Raw genomic sequence first — 17,314 nt, 5'->3', positions numbered from 1 at the left:
TACGCCGCGCCAAGCATCCGTATTTCGCAACCGCCTGTATAGTCTTACCTATATGCTTTATGGCACACAACCTGCCTGCAAAGAAGGCACATAGAATAATATTCATGGCTGTATTCCACAGTCATAGCGGGTCACTCAGGGCAGTGACCGGAGCCTTAGCCGTACCGGTTAGTTAACGCATTCCTGAACGACTGGCAGTCCCATTTCCGAGGCACCACTTTTGTGGAGGTTTGCCATGATGGAAAAGAGACCGCTTGTTTGGCTGTCAGCAGCAAACAGCAAAACCTATGCACGAAAAGAGCTAGAGACAAGCTGGAATCTGATTGATTTCAATCTTGGCAACCCGGTTTCCCTGCTGGCTGCAGCCAGCAACGGTGCCAGAGTTGGTGTACTGGAGTTCCCAAGGTTATCAAACGAAGACTTTCCGCCGCCGGAAAGCTGGCTAGAGACGCTTGGACTGAGATACTGGGTTGCCATCGCTCCTCAAAGGCCCATATGCGGATCGCGCATGGCCAGGTTAATCACCCACTACTGTTCCGATTTCCATACACTGCCCGTGGACTACAAGCGCATTAATACCGTGCTGGGTCACTTGTGGGGCATGGCAACAATTTTAGAGCCAGCTGACATCTCTGCACACGATAGCTATCAGAGACTGGCCCTGCGGGGAAGCTCTCAATCTATCCAGCAGGCTCGAAGCCTGCTCCGTCGTTTTGCGGCAACATCAGAGCCTGTATTAATTACCGGAGAAAGCAGCACCGGAAAAGAGGCTGCAGCCAAGTTCATTCATTCCCAATCTGCCCGTGCAGCTGGCCCGCTGGTTACCATTAACTGTGCGGCCCTGCCCACAACACTTACCCAAAGCGAGCTGTTTGGTTATGAAAAGGGCGCCTTTACCCACGCTCTGAGCGCTCGACCAGGGCGGCTTGAACAAGCGAACGGGGGCACACTGGTATTCGCCGGCATTAACGAACTTAAACTGGAACAACAGTCTGTCATCTTGAGGTTTCTTCAAGAAGGCCACATTGAGCGGGTCGGGGGCAACGCCCAAATCCCGATCGACTGCAGAATTATCACCACCACCAACCAACCGTTACCAGAGTTAATTGCACTCGGAGGCTTCCGCAGTGATGTGTATTACCGGCTGGGTGGCCTGGAAGTGAAGCTACCTGCGCTGAAAGACAGGCTTGAGGACATCCCAGCACTTGCCCAGGCAATGCTTAATGCCGCTTCTTCTGGAGCCAAACCGAAACGGCTGACTAAGGGGGCTATCCAAAGCCTGGTAAACCATTCATGGCCAGGCAACTTTCGGGAGTTACAGAACTGCTTGCAACAAGGGTGGCTACTCAGCGATGAATCCACCCTTGAAGCTTCCGATCTTGGGCTGGCTAACCCGGGGCTAACCTTGAAAGCTTCCACCCATCTCAACCTCAAAGAGTTCCGCGCCCGCGCCGATCGGCAAGCACTTTTATGCAGCCTCCGAATGGCGAATTACAACATGTCGGAGGCTGCGAGACTTCTGAACATATCGCGAGTCTCGCTATATCGGCTGATGAACAAGTACACCCCAAGCACGAGCACCCAAAACACCCGCCAAGGCACTGACCAAAAGGGAGATTTGCCATGAGGTTCCAAACTCACCTACTACTCACTGTCGGCTTAAGCATGATTCCTGCAATCAGCGTTGCAAAACCAGAAAGTGATGACGCTGGAAAGACACAGACCCGCAGTGAGAAATCGCAAGACCAAGCCTCAGATATTGCCTCAATAACCTCTGACCGTGGCATTGTCACCCAGCCTGGCCGCTTCACCATTGAGCCGTCCTTTTCCTATGCCCACAGCAACGCAACGCAGGTTGCGGTGGAAGGCTATACGGTGATTCCTGCCCTGCTGATAGGCCTGATCAATATTTCAGAGGTTCAACGGGATATTTTTGTCGGAGCCCTGTCGCTCAAATATGGGTTTACCAGCCGATTTGAGGCAGCAGTGCGCGCACCCTATCTGAGCATTCAGGAAGATCTTCGGGAGCGCCAGGCATTTGAAGGTACGCCTGTTGATACGCTGCGGGAGTCATCCGGCGAAGGCTTGGGCGACGTAGAGCTGTCCTTTCGCTATCAGCTAAATGACGGCCTGGAAGGCTGGCCCTACGTCATTGGCTCATTCCGGGCAAAAGCACCCACGGGGGATAGTCCATACGATGTCGACCAACGTGTCATTATGGACAGTAATGGCAATCCCATAGGGCTTGAGCTTGAAGAAAGGCCAACAGGTTCCGGGTTCTGGTCATTTGAACCAGGCGTATCGTTTATCTATCCTTCGGATCCTGCCGTTCTCTATGGCAACCTGAGCTATGTCTTTACGCTGAAAGACGAAAAGGGCTTCGAGAACGGCAATACCGTTAATCCTGGTGATGTGGTTCGGTTTGGCTTTGGCATGGGGTTCGCGTTCAATCAGCGCACATCATTCAGCCTTGGCTACGACCATTCAATTATCCGAAAGACAACCTATGAGCGCGACTTTGATCTTTTTGGCGCAACCTTCGACAGCATCCAGATCGGCTCGTTGTCGTTTGGGCTTTCTCAACGGCTGTCGCCCAGTACAACCTTAAGCCTTACCGTCAGTGTCGGAGTAACGGAAAATGCGCCGAACAGTGAGATTACACTGAAGCTGCCAATTAGCCTCTAAGCGATTAGAGACCCGGCGTACATGTTCGTCAGGGCCTGAGAAACTGGAGGATGGGATTGCGCAGGCTTTCGGGAATGCGGTAACCGGAACCCAGATTATTCAGCTCGATATTTAGCTGTCGCGCATTCTGTATGACCGATCCATTCAAGTCATTCTGAATCAGCGTCATCCACCCTCCTGCACCCGTGGCGACAGAGACCAACGCCTGCCCATTCTGCCCGGAGTTAATGATACCAAGCACAGTCTCCATTCGGTGCGGCGCTGTCTGCCCGCTCACTATCTGGTTCAGGTTGGGGATGGTTAGTCGATTGATCGCCAGGGTTTCGCCGTTGACAGAAACCACTTGCTCCAGCCCAATCGAAATTTCCAAATTGTTCAGGCTAAAACCACCCCTTTGTGACGCAAGTTCGCCATCGCTCATAGCCAAAGCCTGCGTCAGTCCGTCGGCCACTGCAGGCACGCCTGCACCTCCTAGAGCAAAGGCCAACCCCATCATTGCCCATCGCTGTATGCTAACCATGTGTTACCACTCCCTCGTGGATGGCCAATATGGCAGCGTATGGCCAAGTGGCGGGCCTTCCTGCCCCTTAAACAGCGGCGCCCGGACAATTTGTGGCCAGTCTCCGCCTGTCAGGAATGTGCTACGCCCCTGTTGCAAATGGCTACGAATGACAAAGGCGGCACCGTTCCAATAGTCCTCAAACTCAGCCCTTGGGTATACTTTAAGCCCGCGAGCTGGGTCGCCAACAAACACTTCATGCTCACTGATTCCCTTAATAACAACAAAATGCCGGAAACCATCCATGTTCATAAGCACAATGACCGGCAGTCGTACTTTTTCTCGCAGGCCCGATAACGGCATGCGAAAGCCGTCGGCCTGATAGCCTTCAGACTCCAGAAACCGCTTCATATCCAGCATCGAGAAGCCTTCAAGGCGCACCTTTTCCGGGTCTGCCAGCGAGAACATCCCGGTAAAAACGTCTTGCTCCGTAAAGGAGTCATCGTAGTGATAAGACAGCAGTGAGGCTATCGCGGCCGAACCGCAACTAAAATCAAACTGCTGTTGCATGATCGAACTAAACCGTTGCTCCTTGAAGCTGCGAACCCCCAACTGAAGGTCGCCACCCACTCCCGGCAGCATAACGGTACCGGCAAAAGCAGTGGACCAGAGCATCGCAGCGCCCACTGTGGATACAACAAGCCTCCGACTCACCATGGCCCACCTCCTGTCAGCGATTGATAAGAATGTTTACTTGAGTGCTGTCCTGAATCACCACCTGGTTACCGGTGTTCTGAATAACCGTGGCAATACCGCTCATGTTCCCGAATGCTTGATCTGAGATCAGGTTGTCTCCGGTGCTCGAAGAACCCGTCAGCGTATTTCCGGTAACCACCCCATTCTGGTGGTTTTCATTGAGTTGTAACTGGAGGGGAACCCCCTGTCGCCCGCTGGTACCTTCTAGCTGATCTGCACTCATCGTGGGTAGCGTCATCCATTCTTCGGCTACCGCTGTGCCAGCCAGTCCCATAGCAACGAACAAACATACGGTTTTCAAAATCCCTCTGATGACGTTGTTAGTCATAACGCGTCTCCCGACAGCAGCCGGGGCCACACCCTGGGGTGTGGCCCGCTTTGCTTACTCGCTACCACCGCCGCCTGCGGACAGGTTAGACATAACACTCACATTAGCTTGGGTAACACTTCCCACGCCGGCGTTCTGAGCAAAAGCGCCTACGCCTGTGAAGTTAGCCGAGCCTCCACTTATCCGGTTGGACACATGGGTTTCAGTGTAAGAGTTCCTGCCGTTAGCATCTCCATAGTTGACGGTAGTGCCACTCACCGCGCCATCAAGATCGGCGTTGTTCATGAACACATCCAATGAGAGGGCCACATCCGTGGTGCTGTTATCGGAGCTGTCACTGTTGCCACTGTCAGCTGTATTGAACGAATCGTTGGTGCTGTTATTCGAGTTGTCTGAATTATCCGAATTATCCGAGTTGTCTGAATTATCCGAGTTGTCAGAGTTGTCAGAATTATCGGAGTTGTCCGAATTGTCCGAACTATCGGAGTTGTCAGACATATCATTTCCGCTGTCAGCAATTTTGAACGAGTCACTGACACTGGTGCTGTTATCCGAGCTGTCGGAGTTGTCAGAGCTGTCCGAATTATCCGAACTGTCCGAATTGTCCGAATTATCGGAGTTGTCAGACATATCATTCCCGCTGTCAGCAATTTTGAACGCGTCGTTCAGGTTGGTACTGCCATCCGAGTTGTCGGAGTTATCCGAATTGTCGGAATTGTCGGAGCTATCGGAGTTATCTGAGCTATCTGAATTATCCGACATGTCATTGCCGCTATCGGCAATCTTAAACGCATCAGCAACATCTGTGCTGTTGTCTGAATTATTCGAGTTATCAGAGCTGTCTGAATTATCAGAGCCATCCGAGTTATCGGAATTGTTGGTGCTCGTTGAGTTGTCGTTTCCTGAATCGGCATTTCCCGAATAGCCGTTGTTGGCCGTGGAGGTATCCTTCGCATTGGTGTTCGGATCTCCGTCTCCACCTTGATCCGCATAGGCGAAACCGGAAACACCCAAACTCATTGCGATCGCAGCTGCTAGCAGTCCTTTCCTTGCATTCATGATGTCATTTCCTTCTAGGTTATTGGCTTTGTTAAAGGATCCGACCCAACCCGCTAGCCTTCGGGTAAGCCAAGGTCCAGACCCGCAAGGTGAAGAAAGCGATTCCCGTGCCAGAATATGAGCACACAATCTAAGGCGATGCTTTTAAAGAAGTTTTTTTCGTAACGCTCGGGGGAAGCCAGCCGTGCGAAGGCAGGAACTGTTTCAGGGATGAAACAGTCTGGATAAAGAAAAGTAGGGAATCGAAGGTTTGTGCAGCCGTTTCAGTCATATACATGAAACCGCCACTGTAAAAAACCCCGCTAGCTGTTTCCAGCTGCGGGGTTTTTTACCCTCGGAACAGGCCCGAGAGTAGGAACACAATAAGCCGTTCGCTTAGAACTGGTTCATCGTGTTGTCTCCACCACCGGCTTTCAGCGCAGCATCACCTGCGAAGAATTCCTTGTGGTCGTCACCGATGTTAGAGCCAGCCATGTCCTGGTGCTTAACAGTGGCGATACCCTGACGGATCTCTTCACGCTGTACGCCTTTAACGTAAGCCAGCATGCCTTGGTCGCCGAAGTAGCCTTTGGCCAGGTTGTCGGTAGACAGTGCCGCAGTGTGGTAAGTCGGCAGCGTGATCAAGTGGTGGAACACGCCTGCTTCACGAGCAGCATCACGCTGGAAATTAGCGGTCCATTCGTCAGCCAGCTTGCCCAGTTCGGTGTTGTCGTACTCTTCGCTCATCAGCTTAGGACGGTCGTATGCAGATACGTCCTTACCTTCTTCAGCCCAGGCATCGAATACCTGCTGACGGAAGTTCAGAGTCCAGTTAAAGGACGGGCTGTTGTTATACACCAGCTTGGCATCTGGAACTTCTGCCTTGATGCGGTTAACCATGGCAGCGATCTGGCCAACGTGCGGCTTCTCGGTCTCGATCCACAGCATATCCGCGCCATTTTGCAGGCTGGTGATGCAGTCAAGAACAACACGGTCTTCACCTGAGCCTTCTTTGAACTGGAACAGGCCAGACGCCAGACGCTTAGGCTTAACCAACTTACCGCCTTGCTTGATCACAACGTCGCCGTTATTGATGTCGGCAGCGTTTTCGATAATGTCGCCATCGATGAAACTGTTGTACTGATCGCCCAGGTCGCCTGGCTCGTCGGTTACAGCGATTTGCTTGGTCAGGCCAGCACCCAGTGAGTCAGTACGGGCAACGATAACACCGTCATCCACACCCAGCTCCAGGAACGCCAAACGAACAGCGTTGATCTTGGACAGGAAGTCGGCATGAGGAACGGTTACTTTGCCGTCCTGGTGGCCACACTGCTTCTCGTCAGAAACCTGGTTCTCGATCTGGATAGCACACGCACCCGCTTCGATCATCTGCTTAGCCAGCAGGTAGGTCGCTTCGTCGTTACCGAAACCTGCATCGATGTCTGCAATGATCGGTACAACGTGTGTTTCGTGGTTGTCGATCTGCTTGATCAGCTCTTCTGCCTTGGCAGTGTCGCCCGCTTTTTCAGCAGCTTCCAGATCACGGAACAGGTGGTTCAGTTCCCAGGAATCTGCCTGACGCAGGAAGGTGTACAGCTCTTCGATCAGGCCAGAAACGGCAGTTTTCTCATGCATGGACTGGTCAGGCAGCGGTCCGAACTCGGAGCGCAGTGCCGCAACCATCCAGCCAGACAGATACAGGTAACGACGCTTGGTAGAACCGAAGTGCTTCTTGATAGCAATCAACTTCTGCTGACCAATAAAACCGTGCCAGCAACCCAGAGACTGGGTGTACTGAGACGTATCGTTGTCGTAGTTGGCCATGTCTTCGCGCATGATCTTGGCGGTGTACTTGGCGATATCCAGGCCTGTTCTGAACTTGTTCTGAGCGCGCATACGAGCCGCATGCTTAGGGTTGATAGCGTTCCAGGTCGGGTTTTGCTTCAGTACGGAAGCAATGGCATCGACGTCTTTTGCGTAAGGCATGGTTTCGATCCTTTGTGTTGATGAGCGAGCTTGCCGATACTTTAATGGCTTAAAATTTATAATTGAAATTTATATAATCTATTTTCGGCATTTTTCTTATGAATGATGGCAATTGAACAACGTTGCTCAACCGCAGGCCTCAAGACTGGCCAAGCACTACCAACCGGTCGCCAGGCTGCAAGTCCAGGTACTGCCTGCGCGGGGGGTTCATCATAAGATGCCGGCCGCGAGAATCTGCGGTGGCCCGGAGTACGCCAAGAGCCACCTCACCCTGGGCAGCCAGTACCTTTTCCAGTACGTGAAAATCTGCACTCGCCGGCAGTACGTAATCTTCAGGCGACTGGAATCGAATCTCCGCCCCACCGGCGGTAAATAACTCATCCAGCACCACCCTAAGCTCTCGGCGTAATGCGACCTGGGCCAAAATATGGCTGAGGATCATCGGGCTGATGAGCATTTCGCTCTGATGACCATAGAGCAGCTGGCGGTTGTCTGGGTCGCTTAGCTCCATAATCAGCTGGGGGCGCCCTGGGGACTCTGCCAAAATGTCTTCGAGCTGGAGATAGCCAACCATTGTTCGCGCATCTGCCTCCTCACCGGAGGCTAGTCGATCGCTACTGAGGAGTATAATGGTGTCGTAACCAGCAGGGTTGATCCGGCGCAATTCCTCCTCAACCATATAGTCTGCTTCAATGTGACTGTAGTTCTCCAAAGGTTTTCCGACGGCATAACGGCTGAGCGCATGCTCGCGCTCAGGCATTGGCACAACCGAGACAATATCTATCACCGGTTGCGCAGGACCGTAACTCGCGAACTCAGCCATCAGGCTGGGCACTCTGCGGTTCCAGCCAAGCAACAGAATGCGGCGCCCGTCCAGCCCTTCTCCGCGCACAACACGCCTGGCCTCCCCACGGCTTACCTGAGGCAGCGATTGGGTTTTAGAATCCGCATCCGTTTCGGAGTAGTCCCGGGCCATCATCACAACCCGATCTTCCATTTTTATAGGCGTCGCCGATGACGCTGCCAGCTGAACCTCCCAGCCCTGCTCGCATTTGCGAAGCAAACCAAGAACAATTGCGCCCGGGCGCTCGGCAGCCAGCTCTCCCAGGGTCATGCCCTCTATGGATTCGCCACCTCGAATAAAGAGTTCATTGCCCTCACCGGCCGTGAGCAGCTCGTTATAAACCTCAGACAACCCCGGGTGCAGCACATTCTGCACCATCAGGCGGCTGATGGTGGCGTTGCCGGCTACCACTTCGACCGCACCGGGATAAGCCCGCTCAACCACCGGCAATTTGCGAATATCCTGAATCTCTGCCACCACATAAGGCAAGGGCGCTTGGTACTGTCGTGCCTGCGCTGCAATGGACAACAGTGCTTTAACGGTTTCTACATCGGAGGAAATCAGGCTACCAGCCTCGTAGGTTGCACTGGGCACAATGACTGCCGCTGCATCCAGGCAAGCGACCCTGTGCAGGGCCTCTGGCTGAATCGCCAATCCGGAGCGCAAAATAATCTGGCGAGCGCGCCGGCCAATGCCAGGCTCATTACGCAGCTCATGAACCTGCGCAGCAGACGCTTCTTCGGATAAAACCACCAGGTTCAGCTTCTGAATATCATGTTTTTGCAGAAACCGGCGCATACGCCCGGAGGAGCCCAGCAACTCCGAAAGCAGCGGTAATGTCTGATTTGTCCATCCCAGCACAACCACATGATTTTTCAGAATAACCGGAGTTAGGCCACGTTCCAGATCCGCCATTTTGGCAATCAGCCAGCGGGTAAGAATGGCCACCAGGGTGCCCATAAACACCACATACCCACTGATGGTTAGCAGTGTCGAGACGAAGCGCTGCCAAGTACCCACATCGTCACCCAGATAGCCGGGGTCAGTCAGGCGCAAAAAAGCCCACCAGACCGCCGAACCTGGGTCATCAAACTCACCACCCTGGGGAACCACCAGCAGACCACCGATGAGAGAAATCAGCCCGATAAAAACACCTACGACCACCAGCTGGAAGCCTGCGCCCTTCACCAGCTGTCGCTCTACAATAAACTTCACACGGTCAACCACCCGGAAGGGCAGCATGGCGGTCTTCTTCATCAATTTGGCCCGGAGAGGTTTGAAAGTGTTGAGGTGTGCTGAACCATGGATGAGAGGGGCAATGCCAAGGCCTCTCGCAGGGTTGGTGTAAACTGCAACACCCCTTCCACCGGCCCAAGGCCACCGCGGGCAAGTGTTCGCTGTGGCTGGGACTGCATATCGGCAATCACAATTCGTGTACCGTCATGTTGGCAAGTGGCAATCAATTTGTTGAGGGCGGACAGGCCCCCCGCATCCAGTACAGTAACGCCATCTACATACAGGATAAACCCGTCGACGTTGCGAGAGAGCTCCGCAAGCTCACCAAAAATACGGTCTGCCGCTGCAAAAAACAGCGGGCCATTAATTTTGAACACCCGCCAGCCAACCGGCAGGTTTTCTTCCGCGACCCGTTTGCCGCTTGTGATATCAGTCACCTTGGTCATTTCGGCCATTTCACGCATAAACAGTACAGCGGCTAGCAACACGCCGGTGGTAATGGCAATAACCATATCCAGCGCCACCGTTAGCGAAAAGCATGTCAGGAACACCAACACGTCACTGCGCGGCGCGGTCTTCAGCAAACGTACAGCCTTTGGCGCCTCACTCATATTCCAGGCCACCACAATCAGCAGGGCCGCCATAGCTGGCATAGGCAGGTAGGCCAACACACCCGCCAAGGATACCAGCGCCAGCAGAACCACCGCGGCATGAATCATCGCCGCAACCGGCGATTCGGCGCCGGCACGGTAGTTGGCCGCAGAGCGAGCAATGGCTGCGGTTGCGGTGATGCCCCCAAAAAATGGCACGATAATATTGCCAAGCCCCTGCCCCATCAGTTCGCTGTTGGCGCTGTGGCGCTTTCCGGTCATGCCATCAAGCACCACGGCGCACAGTAGGGACTCAATAGCGCCAAGCATAGCTATGGCGAACGCTGCGGGCAGCAACTCGCGCACCATATTCCAGGACAGCCCGATGGCCAGACCGCTGGCGTCCGCTTGCTGCCAGGGCCAGGCAAACTCCGGCAGAACAGGCGGAATACCAGCGCCCGTGCCACCACCCGGCAGCAGATAACTAAAGCGCGACCCTATAGTATCAACCGTGGCGCCATTCGCGTTCAGCCATACCGCCAGCAGGCTGCCAATAACCACTGCTGGTAAATGCGGCGGAATCGGAGTTTTCAGACGCGGCCAAAGCAGCATAACCGCAAGCGTAACCACGGCAACCAAGGCGCTCATGCCATCCAGCGCAGGAAAACTCTGTGCCAGCACTGCCAATTTGTCCCAGTAGTGTTCCGGCATGGTCGGCACAGCCAGACCAAAAAAGTCTTTTATCTGTAATGTGGCGATCACCACGGCAATTCCACCGGTAAACCCAAGCGTAACGGATTCCGGAATGTATTCGATAAAACGGCCTAACCGCATGAGCGCCATGATCACCAGCAGAACACCGGACATCAGGGTGGCGAGCAACAGACCGCCCAGGCCATAGGCCTGGGCAATAGGATAAAGAATAACCACAAAAGCCGCCGTGGGGCCCGAAACACTAAAACGGCTACCGCCTGTCAGGGCAATAATGAAACCGCCAATAAACGCGGTATAAAGTCCGTATTGAGGCGCTACGCCGCTTGCGATAGCCAGCGCCATGGCCAGCGGTATTGCAATAATGCCCACCGTAACGCCCGCCATAAGATCGCGCAGGAATCGGCGGCTGCTATACGGCTGATCAATACAGGCTTCCCGGAAGGCATGGGCGAGCCGGAGTGAAAAAAGGTGAGCGCGGTGGGGCATACTGGCCTCGTGTTTAGGAACACATACAGGTAGCGAGGCCTTACATCATATATAATTTTGCCATGAAAAAATTATTCATCGCCGTGCTCATTTTGCTAACTGGCAACCTGGCCGGTTGTGCAGCCACGAACCATCCAAACAAAAGCAGCGCCGACACACGCCCCCAAACCCTTTACGAGGCTCGCTTGGTTAACGCAGCTAGCGGCACCGGGTTAAGCGTAAAGGCACTCGCTCAAAAGCTTGCGCACACTGACGTGGTGTTCATTGGTGAACTCCATGGCCACCAAGCCTCTCACCTTCTACAATCGAAGCTTCAGGCTGCCCTTTACCGACAGGACCCGCGCCAAGTGCTGTCTATGGAGCAATTCAATCTGGATAACCAAGCCGCAGTGGATGCCTACTTGAGCGGCAAAACCGGCGAGACTGAAATGATTGAAGACAGTGGCGCCTGGGACAATTACCGCGCGTCCTACCGCCCGCTGATGGAGTTTGCACGCCAGCACGGCTTGCCTGTGATCGCGGCCAACGCACCTGCGTCGGTTGTACGTTGCGTCGGCCGGACAGGGCCGGATTACCTGAACAAGCTACAGGCTAATGATCGGGCACAATTACCAGATAATCCGTTTATGGACACTCCTGCATACCGCGAAAAGTTCGATGTCGTTATTGCCGACAGCCACAGCGCAGCAAATGAAACCATGCGCGAGCGCATGAACAACACCTATCGAGCCCAACTGCTGCGGGACAACACCATGGCAAACCGCATACTGGCCGCCCGTGCAGCACACCCTGGCGCCAGATTGTCCACACCACCGGCACATTCCACAGTGAAGAGCATCTGGGAACCGTTGCACTGCTCAAGCAACGGGCTCCGGGCATTTCGGTTGCAGTGATTTCCCCAGTAGCCTGGCCCGTAAACACAAACGAAGCGCCCTTGCATAGCAGCCGCCATAAGGGCGATTATCTCTACTTTATTCAGCCTCTACCGGACGCGTTCCGCAACGCCGAGCGCGAACAAGAGGCCATGTCGGCCAGGTTCCGCCGGCCCGCTAAAAATACCTGCCAAGGAGATTCTCCATGAAAATCATTGCTGCCCTTATTCTGGGCATCAGCGCCATTATCTCCGCATCGTTTATCGGCGACGGCCTAACCGACCTGCGAACCGGCGACCGCTACGTTACGGTGAAAGGCGTGGCAGAACGGGAAGTCACAGCAGACCTTGCCCTATGGCCAATCCGCTTTGTAGCCACAGGCAATAGTCTTGGCGAGGCGCAGGAAAAAGCCAACAGCAGTCGCGATGCCATCATGGCGTTCCTGAAGCTACAGGCCATCAACGACGGAGCAGTAGAACTTCAACGGCTGGATGTTACGGACACCCGGGCTAATCCGTACCAGGACGACAACGGCAAACAGAAATTCATTATCAGCCAGACCCTGATGGTGCGCAGCGACAACATAGAAAAAATCCGCCAAGCCGCACAGGCTGTCAGTGAGCTGGTTGATTCTGGCGTAGTGTTGTCATCCGACTATGGCCCAAGCGGGCCTACTTACCTGTTTAACGGCCTGAATGAAATCAAGCCAGATATGATTGCCGAAGCAACGGCCTCCGCCCGTAAGTCAGCCAGCCAATTTGCCGAGGACGCCAAAACCGAACTGGGCGACCTGCGCCGGGCCAACCAGGGCGTGTTCCAGATACTTGCGCGGGATCAGGCCCCGGGGGTTTCCGAGCAGCAGCAACCAATGAAAACCGTGCGGGTGGTTTCTACCGTTGAGTATTATTTGCGGTAACAACCTTAAAAGACCACCCACCTATTGGGTCTGAACCATCTCGTCGGTTACCTGATACTCACCCTCCAGCCAGCGTAGAATTTCGCTGGCTGCCGGGTGATCATAAGCATCGTAGGTACGCATCAGGCCTTGCCGCTTTTCCTCGCTGATGCGCCCAAGGCCTGCATCCTGAAGCACCAGCAGGTCCGCGCGGAGCTGCTCTGCCAACTCCCGCCCAAGCACTTCCTTCGCAGCACTAAGGAAGGCATGGCCGTACTGGTATTCAGAACCCAGGCGATAAGACTCAGCCAGGGTTATCGCAGGAATCGTGGTTAATGTTGGCTGCAGCGCTGGGTTGATTCCATGGCCCGACAGATAGGCGCCGTTAGCCGCCGGACGGCCGGTAAATGCCCGCAGATGCAAGTGTCGAGACATGCGGTCGCCGTCGTTCACCGGGTAATTGTCCCAAAGCACCGGTTTGCGCCCAAGCTGGTCAGTCACACGCTTTAGGTGCCCGGGAGAAATCTCTCTGGAGCATACTTCCTCCCCTGTCCAAAATACCTGAATGTCATGGTCCAGCAGGCGACCAAGGGTCTCCAGATAGCCAGCAGGTCGTTCACCGAATACCCGATCCAGCACCGGATCATCAGAATAGTAACTGGGGCATATGGAAAGATAGCGAACCTGGGTGCGCTCGCGGATCCAGTGCATAATATCCGCCTGGGTTTGCGCAAGCGCAGGGGTATCGGCATGCATGTCGTCGAACAGAATGGCCAGCTCATCGATTCCAATACGATCAAGTAACTCAAGCTTCGCAGCAAGAGCGGTACGGGCGGCATCGTCAAAACAGTTAAAAATTTCGAAAGGGCTCAGGCCGATACCGAACCGCAACCCTTGCTTGCGACAAAGTCTGCCAAAGTCTGCCAGCTCTGCAGCCATTGCGGGTGGATGCGGCTCCTGCCAGCGCCGGCGCAGAAAAGCATCAGCTTTAGGTGCATAAAGATAAAACCCGTAACCGTGTGGCGCCAGTGCACGCACAAGTTGTTGCCGCTCCTGCCAGTTCCATACCGGCCCGTAGAAGCCCTCAATAATCCCCAACGTTGTGCTCATGGCGCTCTCCCTGTGGCAACCCGTGTATTACCACATGGTATACCTGCAGCAAGGGAACGGTATATCCCATCTGTATTGCCCGGCGCCAAAGCACGCTACTATAGAAAAAATTCCGACGGAAACTATTATGAACCCTTCCCAGGCCCGACTGGGCAGTCTTGATGCATTGCGAGGCCTCGCAGCTCTGGGGGTGGTGCTTTTTCATTATCTGCCCTATTACGACAAGCTCTTCGGCCACGAGTTTGAAATCCCGCAACTGCTAACAGACACTCTATTGTTCGGCCGTTACGGGGTTCACCTGTTTTTCATTCTCAGCGGTTTTGTCATCTTTATGACCCTTGAGCGTACCCGCAATGCGGTCTGGTTTGGGCTAGCCAGAGGGATTCGTCTCATGCCGGCACTCTGGCTGGCATTGCACTCACCTTTATTTCCGTGCACCTCTTCGGCCCCGAAAGTCGCGCAGTCAGCTTAGAGACCGCCCTGCTTAACGCAACCTTGCTGCATGAGTATCTGGGTGCCGAACACGTAGACGGGGCTTACTGGAGTCTCGTGATAGAGGTGACATTTTACAGCTGGATGGCGTTGCTGTTTTACAGCCTGCGCGACTGGTCACGATTACGGATAGCCTTCTGGCTATGGATGCTGGTGAGCTACGCCGGCGTCATCTGGTGGAAACACATTCCCGAGAGCATGGAATTCCTGGTCAAAGACTTGATGTTCGTGAAATACGCCCCGTTATTTATTGGGGGTATGCTGATTTTCCGCATTTACCAATATGGTCGCCCGGCGGCTGCAGATGCGGCATTACTTGCACTGGCTGTTTGCCATGGCCTGTTTGCTTACAAACTGCCATACAGCCTGTTTGTGCTCGGTTGCTTCGGAACGTTTGCACTGGCTGTTTCGGGGCATCTGAACTGCTCGCCAACAAACCCATGCTGTGGCTGGGCAGTCTTTCCTACAGCCTGTACCTGGTACACCAAAACATTGGCTATGGCGTGATTACCCTAAGCTACAACGCAGGCCTTCCAGGGTGGCTGGGGGTCAGTTTAGCTACTGTCACAGCACTTCTCCTTGCGTCACTGATTCACTACAGCGTCGAGAAACCAGCACAACGACGATTCCGAGCCTGGCGAAGTCGCGCGGAAACTGCTCAGTCATTCAAAGCCCCGGCAAAGGTTACTGACTTGCCTTAAGCTTGATCACTCAAAAGAATAGACCGCCCATTGACGGAGTTTGGTTATGGACATAAAAACCTTCGAAGATTTAATTGACTGGACCCGCCAATTGCATTCCAAGTTGGCAGAATGCCTACAGGAGTTTGCCCAGCGACATAGCAATGAGCGGGCCAGCGCTTTGCTGGATTACGTGGCAGGCCACGAATCTAAACTCGCAAAAGCCGTGAGTGAGTTCCAAAAGCAAGCCGAACAAAACGTTCTGCATACCCGTCTTTACGATTACCTGAACCACGAGCCGATCACTCTGGATCGGATGTGCGATGGACGACTCGCAACACTTGGTTTCGATGACATCGCCCGGGAAATCTTTGCTTTCCACGACCAGATTATGGAATTGTACGATTCTCTGATCGGCAAAGCTGAGATCGAAGGTGCCAAATCACTGCTGGAAGATCTGCTGGCACTTGAGCAACATGAAGCCATGCAGTTGTCCAGCCAGGTTGGCCGGATGTGGGACATGTGACAACAACTACGACCTATGTCGCACCCGAGGCATTTTTCATTTCGCTGCCTCCCAATACTTGATAATGTGAAATAGTTGTAAGGCTTCTCAAAGAAAGCTAAAGCTCGATCCACAAAAATGACAAAAGGACACAAGAGCAATGAAGATCCGTTCCGTTCTCTCCGCGGCGGTACTCGCTGTCGCAGCAACCTTTGCCTCTACCCAGGCGCTGGCCCAGGATACATTTACCCTAAAGCTGGCAGAAACCTGGGGCCCGAACTTCCCGATTTTTGGCGACACTACCAAGAATTTCGCCAAATCTGTCGAGAAAATGTCTAACGGGCGCCTGAAGATCCGTATCGATTCTGCCAACAAGCACAAGGCTCCTCTGGGCGTGTTTGATATGGTTAAAGCTGGCCAGTACGACATGGGCCACTCCGCTTCCTACTACTGGAAAGGCAAAGTGCCTGAAACCCTGTTTTTCACCAGCATGCCCTTCGGCATGGACGCTGTTGAACAGTGGGCCTGGTTTTACCACGGCGGTGGTATGGAGCTGATGCAAGAAGTGTACGAACCACACAACATGTTGTCGTTCCCGGGTGGTAACACCGGCGTTCAAATGGGCGGTTGGTTTCGTGAGGAAATTAAATCACTGGATGACCTTAAAGGTCTGAAAATGCGTATTCCGGGCTTTGCCGGTGAAGTCTTTGCTGAAGTGGGCGTTAACCCAACCAACATTGCACCTGGCGAGCTGTACACCGCGCTTGAGCGCAACACCATCGACGCAGTTGAGTGGGTTGGCCCGGCCCTGGATTTGCGCCTTGGCTTTCAGCAAATTGCCGATTACTACTACACTGGCTGGCACGAACCTGCCACTGAACTGCAATTCCTGATAAACACGAAGGTCTGGGAAAAGCTGCCAGCAGACTTACAGGAAATTATGCGGGTTGCCATGCGCACTGCCTCTTACGACATGCTGGTACTCTCTCAGCACGCCAACGCAGAAGCCTGGGCCAACATCAAGAAAGACTACCCGAACGTGCAGATTAAGCAGTTCCCTCAGGACATTTTCCAGGCCATGTACGATGCCAACAAAAAGCTCCTCAAAGAAGCTTCTGAGAGCAACGAACAGGCAGCCAGAATCATAAAATCCCAAGAAGAGTATATGGAGCAAAGCCGCGCTTATACCGATATTTCTGAGCGTGCATACCTAAACACCATGGGCACAGTCGAGTAAGATACAGGCAGTAATGGAGCCGGGATCGCTCTGAAGGGTGATTCCGGTTTTGTTGTTTATAGCAATAGCAGAAACGCCAGCCCCGTGGCGGAGGAATGTGAATGCAGTGGATCATAAAGCTGGATGAGGGCCTTGCCCGCTTATCCATGGTTTGCGGCTGGGTTGCCTGTGTCGCGATGTTGCTGATGGCAGGCAATGTTTTTTACGACGTTGTTGCCCGTTATGCGTTTAACGAAGTATCCATCGGTATGCAGGAGATGGAATGGCACCTGTATTCGGTGGTATTTCTACTCGGCATCCCCTACGCGCTGCGCACCGACGGCCATGTACGAGTCGACGTGTTTATACCCGCTGGAGCAAC

18 protein-coding genes are annotated in these 17,314 nt (G+C 53.8%); 9 read left to right on the top strand and 9 right to left on the bottom strand.

What is annotated here, in order from left to right; genetic code table 11:
• Window positions 1–235 precede the first annotated feature (235 nt).
• Together BCA33_RS10430 and BCA33_RS10425 are read left to right on the top strand one after the other, a co-directional pair.
• Window positions 236–1,627 (top strand): sigma-54 dependent transcriptional regulator, encoded by a 1,392-nt coding sequence (locus BCA33_RS10430; protein ID WP_071265616.1) that lies wholly within the window; start codon window positions 236–238, stop codon window positions 1,625–1,627.
• Window positions 1,624–2,685, top strand: a complete 1,062-nt coding sequence (locus BCA33_RS10425; protein ID WP_071265614.1) for a transporter — start codon at window positions 1,624–1,626, stop codon at window positions 2,683–2,685. Before BCA33_RS10430 ends, BCA33_RS10425 begins: the two co-directional genes overlap by 4 nt.
• 28 nt (window positions 2,686–2,713) lie before the next feature.
• Here BCA33_RS10425 and BCA33_RS10420 read toward each other — a convergent pair whose 3' ends face one another.
• The 7 genes from BCA33_RS10420 to dauA all read right to left on the bottom strand — a co-directional run bounded on the left by BCA33_RS10420 (window position 2,714) and on the right by dauA (window position 11,162).
• Window positions 2,714–3,205, bottom strand: coding sequence for a hypothetical protein (locus BCA33_RS10420; protein ID WP_071265612.1), 492 nt, complete (start codon window positions 3,203–3,205; stop codon window positions 2,714–2,716).
• A gap of 3 nt (window positions 3,206–3,208) precedes the next feature.
• The gene (locus BCA33_RS10415) at window positions 3,209–3,901 is read right to left on the bottom strand and encodes a C39 family peptidase (RefSeq protein ID WP_071265610.1); all 693 of its coding nucleotides are present in this window, start codon (window positions 3,899–3,901) and stop codon (window positions 3,209–3,211) included.
• A gap of 13 nt (window positions 3,902–3,914) precedes the next feature.
• Window positions 3,915–4,268, bottom strand: a complete 354-nt coding sequence (locus BCA33_RS10410) for a hypothetical protein (protein WP_139172979.1) — start codon at window positions 4,266–4,268, stop codon at window positions 3,915–3,917.
• Window positions 4,269–4,322: 54 nt separating this feature from the next.
• Complete coding sequence (locus tag BCA33_RS10405; protein ID WP_071265608.1) at window positions 4,323–5,327, bottom strand: hypothetical protein; 1,005 nt, start codon at window positions 5,325–5,327, stop codon at window positions 4,323–4,325.
• 375 nt (window positions 5,328–5,702) lie between these two features.
• Complete coding sequence (locus BCA33_RS10400) at window positions 5,703–7,292, bottom strand: isocitrate lyase (protein ID WP_071265606.1); 1,590 nt, start codon at window positions 7,290–7,292, stop codon at window positions 5,703–5,705.
• 139 nt (window positions 7,293–7,431) lie between these two features.
• Window positions 7,432–9,378, bottom strand: a complete 1,947-nt coding sequence (locus BCA33_RS10395; RefSeq protein WP_071265690.1) for an ion channel DMI1 — start codon at window positions 9,376–9,378, stop codon at window positions 7,432–7,434.
• A gap of 14 nt (window positions 9,379–9,392) precedes the next feature.
• Window positions 9,393–11,162 (bottom strand): C4-dicarboxylic acid transporter DauA, encoded by a 1,770-nt coding sequence (dauA, locus tag BCA33_RS10390; RefSeq protein ID WP_071265604.1) that lies wholly within the window; start codon window positions 11,160–11,162, stop codon window positions 9,393–9,395.
• A gap of 62 nt (window positions 11,163–11,224) precedes the next feature.
• Between dauA and BCA33_RS10385 the strand changes: the two genes are divergently transcribed.
• Together BCA33_RS10385 and BCA33_RS10380 are read left to right on the top strand one after the other, a co-directional pair.
• Window positions 11,225–12,055, top strand: coding sequence for a ChaN family lipoprotein (locus tag BCA33_RS10385; protein ID WP_368087238.1), 831 nt, complete (start codon window positions 11,225–11,227; stop codon window positions 12,053–12,055).
• A 184-nt stretch (window positions 12,056–12,239) separates the two neighbouring features.
• Window positions 12,240–12,950 carry an SIMPL domain-containing protein gene (locus BCA33_RS10380; RefSeq protein ID WP_071265602.1) on the top strand — a complete coding sequence of 237 codons (711 nt, stop codon included), beginning with the start codon at window positions 12,240–12,242 and terminating at the stop codon, window positions 12,948–12,950.
• A gap of 21 nt (window positions 12,951–12,971) precedes the next feature.
• On the opposite strand, the gene BCA33_RS10375 is transcribed toward BCA33_RS10380, so the two are convergent.
• On the bottom strand, window positions 12,972–14,039 hold the full coding sequence (locus BCA33_RS10375) for a beta-N-acetylglucosaminidase domain-containing protein (RefSeq protein ID WP_071265600.1): 1,068 nt from the start codon (window positions 14,037–14,039) through the stop codon (window positions 12,972–12,974).
• 127 nt (window positions 14,040–14,166) lie between these two features.
• On the opposite strand from BCA33_RS10375, the gene BCA33_RS21775 reads away from it, so the two are divergent.
• Window positions 14,167–14,511: an acyltransferase gene (locus BCA33_RS21775; RefSeq protein WP_071265598.1), complete on the top strand. Its 345-nt coding sequence runs from the start codon at window positions 14,167–14,169 to the stop codon at window positions 14,509–14,511.
• Window positions 14,512–14,597: 86 nt separating this feature from the next.
• On the top strand, window positions 14,598–15,038 hold the full coding sequence (locus BCA33_RS21770; RefSeq protein WP_254774334.1) for a hypothetical protein: 441 nt from the start codon (window positions 14,598–14,600) through the stop codon (window positions 15,036–15,038).
• A gap of 204 nt (window positions 15,039–15,242) precedes the next feature.
• Here the strand turns inward: BCA33_RS21770 and BCA33_RS22795 are convergent, their stop codons facing one another.
• Complete coding sequence (locus tag BCA33_RS22795) at window positions 15,243–15,302, bottom strand: hypothetical protein (protein ID WP_368087241.1); 60 nt, start codon at window positions 15,300–15,302, stop codon at window positions 15,243–15,245.
• Here BCA33_RS22795 and BCA33_RS10360 point away from each other — a divergent pair.
• The 3 genes from BCA33_RS10360 to BCA33_RS10350 form a co-directional block, all read left to right on the top strand.
• Window positions 15,279–15,737, top strand: coding sequence for an ATPase (locus tag BCA33_RS10360; protein WP_071265594.1), 459 nt, complete (start codon window positions 15,279–15,281; stop codon window positions 15,735–15,737). The genes BCA33_RS22795 and BCA33_RS10360 overlap by 24 nt on opposite strands.
• 139 nt (window positions 15,738–15,876) lie before the next feature.
• Complete coding sequence (locus tag BCA33_RS10355; protein ID WP_071265592.1) at window positions 15,877–16,953, top strand: TRAP transporter substrate-binding protein; 1,077 nt, start codon at window positions 15,877–15,879, stop codon at window positions 16,951–16,953.
• Between the two features lie 101 nt (window positions 16,954–17,054).
• A partial coding sequence (locus BCA33_RS10350) for a TRAP transporter small permease subunit (RefSeq protein WP_139172977.1) occupies window positions 17,055–17,314 on the top strand: 260 nt, incomplete at its 3' end.

The organism is Marinobacter sp. AC-23 (genome assembly GCF_001858325.1).
Taxonomy (GTDB): Bacteria; Pseudomonadota; Gammaproteobacteria; order Pseudomonadales; family Oleiphilaceae; genus Marinobacter.
Note: the sequence above shows the minus strand (reverse complement) of the source record. Positions and strands in the feature narration are given on the sequence as shown.

Excerpts from the sequence above, each read along its gene's own strand:
- BCA33_RS10355 (WP_071265592.1), top strand. The coding sequence starts at position 15,877 with ATGAAGATCCGTTCCGTTCTCTCCGCGGCGGTACTCGCTGTCGCAGCA.
- BCA33_RS10430 (WP_071265616.1), top strand. The coding sequence starts at position 236 with ATGATGGAAAAGAGACCGCTTGTTTGGCTGTCAGCAGCAAACAGCAAA.
- BCA33_RS10405 (WP_071265608.1), bottom strand. The coding sequence starts at position 5,327 with ATGAATGCAAGGAAAGGACTGCTAGCAGCTGCGATCGCAATGAGTTTG.
- BCA33_RS10410 (WP_139172979.1), bottom strand. The coding sequence starts at position 4,268 with ATGACTAACAACGTCATCAGAGGGATTTTGAAAACCGTATGTTTGTTC.
- BCA33_RS21775 (WP_071265598.1), top strand. The coding sequence starts at position 14,167 with ATGAACCCTTCCCAGGCCCGACTGGGCAGTCTTGATGCATTGCGAGGC.
- BCA33_RS10395 (WP_071265690.1), bottom strand. The coding sequence starts at position 9,378 with ATGCTGCCCTTCCGGGTGGTTGACCGTGTGAAGTTTATTGTAGAGCGA.
- BCA33_RS10420 (WP_071265612.1), bottom strand. The coding sequence starts at position 3,205 with ATGGTTAGCATACAGCGATGGGCAATGATGGGGTTGGCCTTTGCTCTA.
- BCA33_RS10380 (WP_071265602.1), top strand. The coding sequence starts at position 12,240 with ATGAAAATCATTGCTGCCCTTATTCTGGGCATCAGCGCCATTATCTCC.
- BCA33_RS10425 (WP_071265614.1), top strand. The coding sequence starts at position 1,624 with ATGAGGTTCCAAACTCACCTACTACTCACTGTCGGCTTAAGCATGATT.
- BCA33_RS10360 (WP_071265594.1), top strand. The coding sequence starts at position 15,279 with ATGGACATAAAAACCTTCGAAGATTTAATTGACTGGACCCGCCAATTG.
- BCA33_RS10415 (WP_071265610.1), bottom strand. The coding sequence starts at position 3,901 with ATGGTGAGTCGGAGGCTTGTTGTATCCACAGTGGGCGCTGCGATGCTC.
- dauA (WP_071265604.1), bottom strand. The coding sequence starts at position 11,162 with ATGCCCCACCGCGCTCACCTTTTTTCACTCCGGCTCGCCCATGCCTTC.
- BCA33_RS10400 (WP_071265606.1), bottom strand. The coding sequence starts at position 7,292 with ATGCCTTACGCAAAAGACGTCGATGCCATTGCTTCCGTACTGAAGCAA.
- BCA33_RS10375 (WP_071265600.1), bottom strand. The coding sequence starts at position 14,039 with ATGAGCACAACGTTGGGGATTATTGAGGGCTTCTACGGGCCGGTATGG.
- BCA33_RS10385 (WP_368087238.1), top strand. The coding sequence starts at position 11,225 with ATGAAAAAATTATTCATCGCCGTGCTCATTTTGCTAACTGGCAACCTG.